This window comes from Brevundimonas sp. UBA7507 (genome assembly GCF_002478355.1).
GTDB lineage: Bacteria > Pseudomonadota > Alphaproteobacteria > Caulobacterales > Caulobacteraceae > Brevundimonas > Brevundimonas diminuta_D.
Map to the genome: position 1 here is coordinate 23,133 of NZ_DLNP01000012.1, position 9,593 is coordinate 32,725.

Consider the following 9,593-nt stretch of genomic DNA (forward strand, 5'->3'; position numbering starts at 1 on the left):
CCTCAATCGGGTGCTGGCTGAGGCCTTACTGACGCGCCAGCTGGCTGGACAGGATCAGGTCCAGCTGCTTGCGGATATGCGGCGTCAGCTCTTCGATGCCCCAGTTGTCATAGGCGGCGAAGCGGAAGTTGTTGATGAAGACGTCCCAGATCAGACGCGCCAACATGGGCAGGTCCACGTCCTGGCGCAGCTCGCCTTCACGCACGCCGGCCTGCAGAATCTCGGCCACGGCCTCGACCAGGGGACGGACGAAGGCGCGCGAGCGCAAATCGGCGTCTTCCGGCTGGAACCACGAACGCGCCACCATGGCCTGCATCAGCGGCAGGTGGTCCAGCGAGCGGTGATAGCCCGCCGTCAGCCCGTTCGACAGACGGTCCAGGACGCGGCCCTCGGCGGCGGCGGTGCGGATGTCTAGCAGCAGGCCTTCCATCTCTTCGGAGAAGACGGCTTCGAACAGCTCGGCCTTGTCCTGAAAGTTGGCGAAGACTGCGCCGGTCGACATGCCGGCGCCCTTGGCGATGTCGCGAATGGTGGCGGCGTCATAGCCGCGCTCGGCGAAGAGGGTGCGGGCGGCGTCCAGAACCTTCTGACGCGTGCGCACCTTGGCGGCCTGGCGGCGGTTCAGCCGAGGCTGGACTTCGGCTTCGGCGACGGCAGGGGCGGACTGGGAAGATTCACGCATCGGCGGCGGCTCTAAACTCATCTATGTGCGGCGTTCGCCTCATCGCAGCTCGCCGTCGATCTGACGCGAGCCTGGGACAAGGGAGAATGCTCCTAGGAGGAAGTGGTGAACTTTCATCACCGAACAATGACCAAAATGGGTCACAGGCGGCAGAAAACTCTGCCGCACCACGCTTAGGAGTTCAACACGACTAAGGAGTTCTACTGATGCCGCAAGGTCAGGAAAGCTCTCCGGCTCAAAGCTTGGCTTTATGCCTCGGTCTATTTCGCTTCAGCGTCATTCTGGCGGTCAAAGGCCTAAAAGAGGGAATTCAGTCCGCCCTCGCGCGACGCGCTAAAATTTTTTAAGACCGCTGGATCGCCCCTGCCTCTAGGCTTTGGGCAGCGCGCCCGTTGGGGGTCCGAGATGAGGAAACAAGAATGAAGAAACTGTTCGCGGGGGTCGCTGCGGCCGCCCTTCTGGCGCCGGCCGCCGCCCTGGCCCACGACGGCCATGACCATGCCTGCATCGACGAGGCCTGCTCCGTCTTCGAACTGTTCCAGACACCGGCCGCCCAGGGCGGCGCCTCCGGCTGGCAGGGCACGGACGCGCCTCGCTACGGAACCTGGGGCTTCGACCTGGCCGGTCGCGACACCTCGGTCGATCCGGGCGACAGCTTCTTCCGCTACGCCAACGGCGCGGCGCTGGACCAGTTGACCATTCCGTCGGACCGCACCTCCTACGGCTCGTTCGCCCTGCTGCGCGAACTATCGGACAACCGCATGAAGAAGCTGGTGACGGACCTGGCCGCGCGCACCGATCTGGCCGCTGGTTCGGACGAGCAGAAGATCGCCGACGCCTACCGCGCCTTCATCGATCAGGCCCGCGTCGACCAGTTGGACGCCCAGCCGCTGGCCCCCTATCTGGCCGCCATCCGCGCCGCCGACAGCCATGAGAAGATCGCCGCCTACATGGGTCAGACGCAAGGACGCGCAGGCGGCTCCTTCTTCGGAACCGGCATCACCATCGACCAGAAGAACCCCACTCGTTACGCGGTGACCACCGGCCAGTCGGGCCTGGGGATGCCCAACCGCGACTACTATCTGGACGCCCGCTTCGCCGACAAGAAGCAGAAGTATCAGGCCTATATCGAGCAGATGCTGACCAACATCGGCTGGACCGACCCGGCCGCTTCGGCCGCCGCCATCGTCGCCCTGGAGGACCGGATCGCCGAGGCGCACTGGACCCCGATCGAGAACCGCAACCGCGACAAGACCTACAACCCCTATTCGATCCAGACCCTGGCCGCCGAAGCGCCCGGCTTCGACTGGGCCGGCTATTTCAACGCCGCCGGTCTGGGCGCGGTCGACCGCGTGATCGTGCGCCAGAACACGGCCATGCCGAAGATGGCCGCCATCTTCGCCGAGACGCCGGTGGCCACCTTGCAAGCCTGGCAGGCCTTCCACACCACGGACGACGCGGCGCCCCTGCTGTCGCAACGCTTCTCGGACGCCCAGTGGGCGTTCCATTCGCGCGACCTGGCCGGCCAGCCCGAACAGCGCAGCCGTGAAAAGCGCGCCATCAGCTTCGCCGAGGGCGCCCTGGGCGAGGCCGCGGGCCGTCTCTATGTCGCCGAGTACTTCCCGGCCGAATCCAAGGCCAAGATGGAAGAGCTGGTCGCCAACCTGCGCACCGCCCTGTCGCACCGCATTGACAACCTGACGTGGATGGGCGTGGAGACCAAGGCGGCGGCTCAGGAGAAGCTCCGGAAATTCACCGTCAAGATCGGCTATCCGAACAAGTGGCGCGACTATTCCGCGCTCGAGATCCAGGCCGACGACCTGTTCGGCAACAGCCAGCGCATGGGCCAGTTCCAGTGGAACTATCGCCTGTCGCGCCTGGACCAGCCGGTCGACAAGGACGAGTGGGGCATGACGCCCCAGACGGTGAACGCCTATTACAACTCGGCCAATAATGAGATCGTCTTCCCGGCCGCCATCCTGCAGCCGCCCTTCTTCGATCCGGACGCGGACCCGGCCGTCAACTACGGCGGCATCGGCGGCGTGATCGGCCACGAGATCGGCCACGGCTTCGACGACCAGGGCTCCAAGTCCGACGGCGACGGCGTGCTTCGCAACTGGTGGACGGAACAGGACAAGGCCAATTTCGAGAGCCTGACCAAGCGTCTGGGCGCCCAGTACGACCAGTTCGAACCCGTGCCCGGCCATCCCGTCCAGGGCGGCCTGACAATGGGCGAGAACATCGGCGACGCCGCCGGTACGGCGGTCGGTCTGGAGGCCTATCACCTGTCGTTGAAGGGCCAGCCCGCCCCAGTGATCGACGGCACGACCGGCGACCAGCGCTTCTTCTACGGCTGGGCCCAGGTCTGGCAGTCCAAATACCGTCATGACGCGCTGATCAATCAGATCGCCACCGATCCGCACAGCCCGGCCGAGTTCCGCGTGATCGGCCCGGTGCGCAACATCGACGCCTGGTACGAGGCCTTCGGGGTCAAGCCGGGGACCAAATACTACCTGTCGCCGGAAGAGCGCGTCCGCATCTGGTAAGGCGCGACGCCTGCTGAACGAAGAGGGCCGGAGCGGCGACGCTCCGGCCCTTTTTCAAGGCGCCGTCTCCTGACGCTCCTCCATGCCAAAACCGCCTCATATCGAACATCCTTCGATAAAATTCTTGGCTCCCAGGCATGAAAAAGCCCGCTGCGGGGGATACATCGCAGCGGGCCTTCTCGCTCTCTCAGGAGCGGACGTTTCCTCCCCGAAACGCCTTCAAGATGTCGCTGCGGCTGAGCGCTGCGCCTCTTGAGTGAGACCAAATGACGCCATCGAGGGGGTCAAGTCAATCAAGCCTCTATCGAAAGAGCGTTCTTTCGTAAGTGAACATTGATAAGTCACGTCTTCGTCAGGGGTATTATCGAAAGCTATTCGATAATGGAACGCACAACCGCGACCAGTTGATCGCGGGCCACGGTCTGCTGCCCCGGACGCTCGGCTTTCCAGGCGTCGTTGTCGGCGATGGCGGCGGCGCGGGCGCGTCCGGCGTCCAGATCCTTGATCGTCACCTGGCCTGCGGCGATCTCGTCTCCGCCCAGAATGACGGCGGCCGGGGCACCGCGACGGTCGGCGTATTTCATCTGCGCCTTCATGCCCGCGCGGCCCAGATAGAGCTCAGCCGGAACGCCCGCCGCGCGCAGTTCAGACACGGCGTCGAGGTAGTGCTGCATGTCGTCTTCAGAGAAGACGATGGCCACCACCGGCCCGCGCGTGGCGTCCTCGGCGCCGCGACCAGCCGCGCGCAGGGCCGAGGCCAGGCGGGACACGCCGAAGGAGAAGCCCGTCGCCGGGGTCGACTGACCGGTGAAGCGCGACACCAGGTCGTCATAGCGCCCGCCGCCGCCGATCGAGCCGAAGCGCACCGTGCGCCCCTTCTCGTCCTTGGTGTCCAGCAGCAGTTCGGCCTCGAACACCGCACCGGTGTAATATTCCAGACCGCGCACGATAGTCGGGTCGAAGCGCACGTCGTCCTGTGACACGCCCATGGCCGTCAGAGCGCGGTCGATGGCGGCCAGTTCCTTCAGCGCCTCTTCGCCCGCCGCGCCCAAGGCTGCGTCCGACACGGCGTCCAGCACGCCTGCGCGGCTGAGGCCTGGCGCCTCGGCCGAAGCCAGAAACGCCTCGATCGCCCCGATCACCGAGGCGGGCAGGTTCGCGCCCTTGGTGTAGTCGCCGGACTCATCCAGACGCCCCTCGCCCAGCAGCAGGCGCACGCCCTCAACGCCCAGTCGGTCGTATTTGTCCACGGCGCGCAGGGCCGTCAGCCGCTGCACGGGGTCGCTGATCCCGCCCGCGTCGAACAGGCCGTCGAACAGCTTGCGGTTGGAGACGCGGATCACGGCCTGCCCGGCCGCCAGACCCGCGGCGCGCAGGCCCTCGCAGCCCATGGCGATGATCTCGGCGTCGGCCTCGGGCCGGTCGGAGCCGACGGTGTCGGCGTCGCACTGCCAGAATTCGCGGAAGCGGCCCGGCCCCGGCTTCTCATTGCGCCACACCGGCCCATAGGCGTAGCGGCGGAACGGCTTGGGCAGGGTCTCCCAGCTCTGGGCGGCGAAACGGGCCAGAGGCGCGGTGTGGTCGTAGCGCAGGGCCATCCACTGATCGTCGTCGTCCTGAAGCGCGAAGACGCCCTCGTTCGGACGGTCGGCGTCCGGCAGGAATTTGCCCAGGGCGTCGGCGTATTCGAACGCCGGAGTCTCCAGCGCCTCGAAGCCCCAGCGCTCATAGACCTCGGACACGCGCGCGACGATGCGGCGCTCGGCGGTCAGGTCGCGGCCGCGACGGTCGGCGAACCCGCGCGGGGCGCGAGCTTCGGGGCGGTTGGAGGCTTCGTCGGTCATGAAGCGGCGATTAAGCCATCAGTTCCGTCGCCGCAACTCGCCGCCGCCCCTTCCCGCTCAGGCCGTGCGGCGCAGCGGCAGATCGCGCCCATAGCTCAAACGCCGCCACAGCCACTCGAACGGCCCCATGGTGAACTTCGACAGCCACAGCGGCGACCAGATCAGCTGCAGCGCCCAGACGCCGACGACGATGGCCCACTGCATCGGATAGTCGACCTGGCCGAACAGTCGCGGCCCCCACGGCATGTAGAAGATGGTCGTCATGATCAGGGTCTGGGTCAGATAGTTGGTGAAGGCCATCCGCCCCACCGGCGCCAGCGCCTTGCGCAGCCACCCCACGCCGCGCGTCGTCATCAGGATCAGCGTCGAGGCGTAGGCCAGGGTGATGATGATGGGATAGGAGGCGACGACCGCCGCCCAGCCGCCGGTAGCCTCAACGCCGGGACCGGCCTGGAGCTCCAGCCATTCCAGCACGCCCAACAGGGCCAGCGCCGCCGCCCCGCCCGCCATCAGCATCGCATAAACGCGCGTCGGAACCCGCCCGTGGAAGAAGCCCGCCTTGAACAGACCCAGGCCCAGCATCATCAACGGAACGGTCGAGAAGACATACATGAACAGGCTGGCGCCCTGGGCGAAGGCCCAGGCCTTCAGGTTCTCCAGCGCCGCGCCGGCCCAGCCGCTCTGATAGGCGGCGATGGAGGCGGCGACCGCCCCGTCGGCGGGACCGCCTTCGCTCATGGCCTCCGGGAAATGCGCCATCGCCATCATCAGGCCCGCCTGAAGCGTGGCCAGCAGCACGGTCGCCCCAGCGCCGATCCAGATCAGCGGCTTGGCCGGCATCGACCGCATCAGCATCATGAACAGCCCCGACCAGGCGTAGAGCAGCAGGATGTCGCCGTACCAGAAGGCCAGGCCGTGGATCAGGCCGAACAGGGCCAGGAACATCAGGCGACGGCGCAGGACGCGGCCCTTGGCCTCATCTCCCCGCTCGCCGCCGACCAGGAAGATCGACACGCCGAACAGCATGGAGAACAGGGTCACGAACTTCTGGCGGAAGAAGACGTCGACCGCCCACTGCGCCAAGCCCGAAGCCCCAATCACGGCCGGAAAGGGCGATTGATCCGGCGCTGACTCCAGAATCACCATCGGCAGGGCGAAGGCCGCCGCATTGACCGCCAGGATTCCAAGAACCGCCGCGCCGCGCAGCACGTCCAGCGTCACGATCCGCTGATCCGCCGCGACCGGCTTCGGCTGGGCCGTCTCGACCTGATCCCTCATGCTCGCCCCTGTTCTGGTGAAGAGGTCGAGGCTTAGTCGGGACCGCCGCTTCGCTTCACGTTAAATCCCCGTAACGTCCCGTTCGGCCAGGACGCCCATGCGGTTCTTGACGACGGGCGCCGGGACAAAGCCGAGATAGGCCACGCACAGACCGCCCCACAGGGCGTAGCTGACGCCCATCATGACCGCCAGCGGCAGGCCGCCGACGCCATAGATCAGCAAGGCCGTCTCGATCGCGCCCAGGCCCTGAACCAGGCTCTGCGAGGCGGCGCCCGCCAGACCCGCCATGACCACGGCCATGATCGTCTGCATCGCCGCCGCCAGCAGGCCGCCGAAGACGGTGAAGCGGCACACCACGCCCAGTCGCGTCGACGGGCGCCCGGTCTTGCCGTGGCTGTCGAGCAGCAGCCAAAGCCCCGCCGGCGCCGCGATCAGTCCGACGGCCAGCATCACCAGCCGCCAGTCCGTATCCACGCCCGACCACCAGTTCTCGGGCGGCCAGATGAACAGGGTCAGGATCACCGGCGGCCAGGCCGCCGCCGCCAGGGCGGCGGGAACCAGGGCGCCCGCGCCGCGCCGCGGCGCAACGCGCTTCAGGCCCGGAAGAGAAGGAAGAGCGACGGCCATCAGCGGGTCGGAACCGGCGTCTCGCCGGAATAGTCGTAGAAGCCGCGCCCGCTCTTCTTGCCCAGCCAGCCGGCCTCGACATACTTCACCAGCAGCGGACAGGGCCGATACTTGCTGTCGGCCAGGCCGTCATACAGCACGTTCATGATGGCCAGGGCCACGTCCAGGCCCATGAAGTCGGCCAGCTCCAGCGGTCCCATCGGATGGTTGGCGCCCAGCTTCAGCGCCTTGTCGATCGAGACCACGTCGCCGACACCTTCGTACAGCACATAGACCGCCTCGTTCATCATCGGCACCAGGATGCGGTTGACGATGAAGGCGGGGAAGTCCTCGGACTCCGTGATGATCTTGCCCAGGCTCTCGGCGAAGGCGACCGCCGTCTCGAAGGTCGAGGCCGAGGTGGCGATGCCGCGCACCAGTTCGACCAGCTTCATCGTCGGCGCCGGCTTCATGAAGTGCAGGCCGATGAAACGCTCGGGCCGATCCGTGACCGAGGCCAGGCGGGTGATGGAGATCGAAGAGGTGTTGGACGCCAGCAGGGTATCCGGCCCCAGAAGCGGCGTCAGCTCGGTGAAGACGCCCTTCTTGACCGCTTCCTCCTCGGACGCGGCCTCGATGATCAGATCCGCCTCAGCCGCTTCGGCCAGGGTTTTCACAGCGGTGATGCGCTGAAGCGCGGCCTGGGCCTCCGCCTCGCTCGACAGGCCGCGCGCCGCGCGTCGCGCCAGGCTGGCGGCGATCTCGCCCAGGGCCAGGGTCACGCGGTCCGACGCGATGTCGTACAGCTTCACCTCATAGCCGCCGGCGGCCACCACCTGAGCGATGCCCGAACCCATTTGTCCGGCGCCGATGACGGCGACTGTCCTGATCGTGGTCATGAATTACGCGTAAAATCCGGTCCGCTAGGGAACCCATCCTCGGCACCTTAGGAGCCCGTTCGCGCCACGCAAGGGCGGAAATGGAGGCCGAACGCCGAATCCCTCGCCCCCGTGGCCCGCATTCAACGGCGCCCCGTCTCGCCCGCCTTAGCCCAGCGACATGATGAGCATGGGCGCGACCGTCCGATTGAACAGCACGCTCAGGAACTGCAGCGCCAGCAAGGCGATGATCGGCGTGATGTCGATGCCGCCCAGCGACGGCACCACCCGCTGGAGCGGTCCCAGGATCGGCCGCGTCACCGTATCCAACACATAGGCGATCTGGCCCACGAAGCGATTGCGCGGATTGATCACGTCGAAGGCGAACAGCCAGCTCAGGATCGCCGAGGCGATGATGCACCAGATCATCAAGGTGACGACGGCGTTCACCAGCCAGACAAGGGCGAAACCCATGAGAAACTCCTGCTTCGTTCACGCCGCTTCTAGCGGCCCCGCCGCGGATCGCCAAGGATTCGTGCGCGGCCCGTTGACACGCCCCCCTGGACGCTTCTATGTCCCGCCCCTGCCTGTCGGTCGGGGCCGTAGCTCAGTTGGTAGAGCGCGTCGTTCGCAATGACGAGGTCAGGGGTTCGACTCCCCTCGGCTCCACCAGACGGCCACAGTTACCCCAAACAAAACAACAACTTAGTTGACTGCCCTCCCGGCAACCCTAACCCCTACCCTAACGCTTGTCCTGCACCGGATTTGCAGCGGGAAGATGGTTTCCGTCGACGTATTCTCCTGTGATTAATTTGCAGGGCACCGCTTGTTCTCTTTTTGTTCGCGTGTAGGAGTCCGCCTCGGTCGGTGCTTGAGGAGGACGAAGATGGAAACGAAACCCCTTGGCCCAGACGAGGCCTTCGCTCGCGATCTGGAGCAACTGGACCGCGAGCTTGAACAGCGCGACGGAGCAGACATTCCCGCCCCCACGGTCGAACTGATCGCCGGGCTGGTCGCGGGAATGCGGCTTGTGGGGCGCCCGCAATGAGTGACTTCGTGCCAACCGCTACCGAGCTTCAACTGGCGGAGATGGTCGCCGTCTGGCGCCAAGGCGAGGCCGCCAAGCACGACCCGGTGTTGGTCAGTATGCTGGCCCGCCACGCGGCCACGCTGAACCGGATCGCTCCAGGCGCTGCCGAGAGGGTTCTGGCTGCCTTTGAGGACATGAAGGCGCAGGGATTATCGCTTCGCGCCGCGTCAGGAGATCATCCATGACGCGATACAAGGGCATGTCGAGCAAGCAGGTGCTGGATGCGAACGACCTGGCGGAGCTGGACGACATCTACCGACGCCTCCAGCGACTTCATGGCCAGTTGAACCCGGTATCGTCTCAGCGCTTTCCGCTGATGGCCGCGTCGGCAACGGTGAAGGCCGCCTGGACCGACCTCAGCGGCGCTGCGTTTAGTTGGAGCTACCCTTACGAGGGAATGGCGCGCGCCGTCGATCGGTCCAGGAGCAAGCTTCAGGAGCCGGACTCCACAACCGGCTGAGGGCGTGAGAGGCTTTGCCCATGTGCAACAACTATCGCCTGCACGTCCCGGCCAACCAGATCGCGGCGCCATTCCGCGACGCGGGGCGGACGCTCGTCTTTCCGAGCGGTCTGCCCAACTTGGCGCCGGCCGACTACCGCATCGGCGACGCCGCGCCCGTCGTCACCCAGGGCGCCGATGGCCCGCGGCTGACCATGACGCCCTGGGCG

The 9,593-nt window shown here is 66.4% G+C and carries 10 protein-coding genes, 1 tRNA gene and 1 pseudogene; 6 read left to right on the forward strand and 6 right to left on the reverse strand.

Translation table 11 applies throughout. The features are described 5' to 3' along the window. Positions 1–25: 25 nt before the first annotated feature. Positions 26–682: a TetR/AcrR family transcriptional regulator gene (locus B3D50_RS07325; protein ID WP_286950467.1), complete on the reverse strand. Its 657-nt coding sequence runs from the start codon at positions 680–682 to the stop codon at positions 26–28. 419 nt (positions 683–1,101) lie between these two features. Between B3D50_RS07325 and B3D50_RS07330 the strand changes: the two genes are divergently transcribed. Beyond that, complete coding sequence (locus B3D50_RS07330; RefSeq protein ID WP_286950468.1) at positions 1,102–3,228, forward strand: M13 family metallopeptidase; 2,127 nt, start codon at positions 1,102–1,104, stop codon at positions 3,226–3,228. Between the two features lie 371 nt (positions 3,229–3,599). On the opposite strand, the gene hisS is transcribed toward B3D50_RS07330, so the two are convergent. The 5 genes from hisS to B3D50_RS07355 all read right to left on the reverse strand — a co-directional run bounded on the left by hisS (position 3,600) and on the right by B3D50_RS07355 (position 8,308). Further along, positions 3,600–5,072 (reverse strand): histidine--tRNA ligase, encoded by a 1,473-nt coding sequence (gene hisS, locus B3D50_RS07335; RefSeq protein ID WP_286950469.1) that lies wholly within the window; start codon positions 5,070–5,072, stop codon positions 3,600–3,602. A 57-nt stretch (positions 5,073–5,129) separates the two neighbouring features. Then, complete coding sequence (locus tag B3D50_RS07340) at positions 5,130–6,350, reverse strand: DUF418 domain-containing protein (RefSeq protein ID WP_269296341.1); 1,221 nt, start codon at positions 6,348–6,350, stop codon at positions 5,130–5,132. 60 nt (positions 6,351–6,410) lie between these two features. Then, positions 6,411–6,977 (reverse strand): hypothetical protein, encoded by a 567-nt coding sequence (locus B3D50_RS07345; RefSeq protein WP_286950472.1) that lies wholly within the window; start codon positions 6,975–6,977, stop codon positions 6,411–6,413. Next, the gene (locus tag B3D50_RS07350; protein ID WP_046653095.1) at positions 6,977–7,855 is read right to left on the reverse strand and encodes a 3-hydroxybutyryl-CoA dehydrogenase; all 879 of its coding nucleotides are present in this window, start codon (positions 7,853–7,855) and stop codon (positions 6,977–6,979) included. Before B3D50_RS07350 ends, B3D50_RS07345 begins: the two co-directional genes overlap by 1 nt. Positions 7,856–8,002: 147 nt before the next feature. Further along, the gene (locus tag B3D50_RS07355; RefSeq protein WP_046653094.1) at positions 8,003–8,308 is read right to left on the reverse strand and encodes a YggT family protein; all 306 of its coding nucleotides are present in this window, start codon (positions 8,306–8,308) and stop codon (positions 8,003–8,005) included. A 122-nt stretch (positions 8,309–8,430) separates the two neighbouring features. Between B3D50_RS07355 and B3D50_RS07360 the strand changes: the two genes are divergently transcribed. From B3D50_RS07360 to B3D50_RS07380, 5 genes and pseudogenes are all read left to right on the forward strand, one after another. Then, a tRNA-Ala gene (locus tag B3D50_RS07360) sits at positions 8,431–8,506 on the forward strand. Positions 8,507–8,720: 214 nt separating this feature from the next. Further along, positions 8,721–8,882 (forward strand): hypothetical protein, encoded by a 162-nt coding sequence (locus tag B3D50_RS07365; protein WP_286950477.1) that lies wholly within the window; start codon positions 8,721–8,723, stop codon positions 8,880–8,882. After that, entirely contained in the window at positions 8,879–9,109 is a 231-nt protein-coding gene (locus tag B3D50_RS07370; RefSeq protein ID WP_286950478.1) for a hypothetical protein, read from the forward strand. The genes B3D50_RS07365 and B3D50_RS07370 overlap by 4 nt, the downstream gene beginning before the upstream one ends. Further along, positions 9,106–9,384, forward strand: coding sequence for a hypothetical protein (locus B3D50_RS07375; protein ID WP_286950479.1), 279 nt, complete (start codon positions 9,106–9,108; stop codon positions 9,382–9,384). Before B3D50_RS07370 ends, B3D50_RS07375 begins: the two co-directional genes overlap by 4 nt. A gap of 20 nt (positions 9,385–9,404) precedes the next feature. Next, a pseudogene (locus B3D50_RS07380) lies at positions 9,405–9,593 on the forward strand (SOS response-associated peptidase); the annotation flags it as partial.

Coding starts and splice junctions, on each gene's coding strand:
- B3D50_RS07325 (WP_286950467.1), bottom strand. CDS start 682: ATGCGTGAATCTTCCCAGTCCGCCCCTGCCGTCGCCGAAGCCGAAGTC.
- B3D50_RS07330 (WP_286950468.1), top strand. CDS start 1,102: ATGAAGAAACTGTTCGCGGGGGTCGCTGCGGCCGCCCTTCTGGCGCCG.
- hisS (WP_286950469.1), bottom strand. CDS start 5,072: ATGACCGACGAAGCCTCCAACCGCCCCGAAGCTCGCGCCCCGCGCGGG.
- B3D50_RS07340 (WP_269296341.1), bottom strand. CDS start 6,350: ATGAGGGATCAGGTCGAGACGGCCCAGCCGAAGCCGGTCGCGGCGGAT.
- B3D50_RS07345 (WP_286950472.1), bottom strand. CDS start 6,977: ATGGCCGTCGCTCTTCCTTCTCTTCCGGGCCTGAAGCGCGTTGCGCCG.
- B3D50_RS07350 (WP_046653095.1), bottom strand. CDS start 7,855: ATGACCACGATCAGGACAGTCGCCGTCATCGGCGCCGGACAAATGGGT.
- B3D50_RS07355 (WP_046653094.1), bottom strand. CDS start 8,308: ATGGGTTTCGCCCTTGTCTGGCTGGTGAACGCCGTCGTCACCTTGATG.
- B3D50_RS07365 (WP_286950477.1), top strand. CDS start 8,721: ATGGAAACGAAACCCCTTGGCCCAGACGAGGCCTTCGCTCGCGATCTG.
- B3D50_RS07370 (WP_286950478.1), top strand. CDS start 8,879: ATGAGTGACTTCGTGCCAACCGCTACCGAGCTTCAACTGGCGGAGATG.
- B3D50_RS07375 (WP_286950479.1), top strand. CDS start 9,106: ATGACGCGATACAAGGGCATGTCGAGCAAGCAGGTGCTGGATGCGAAC.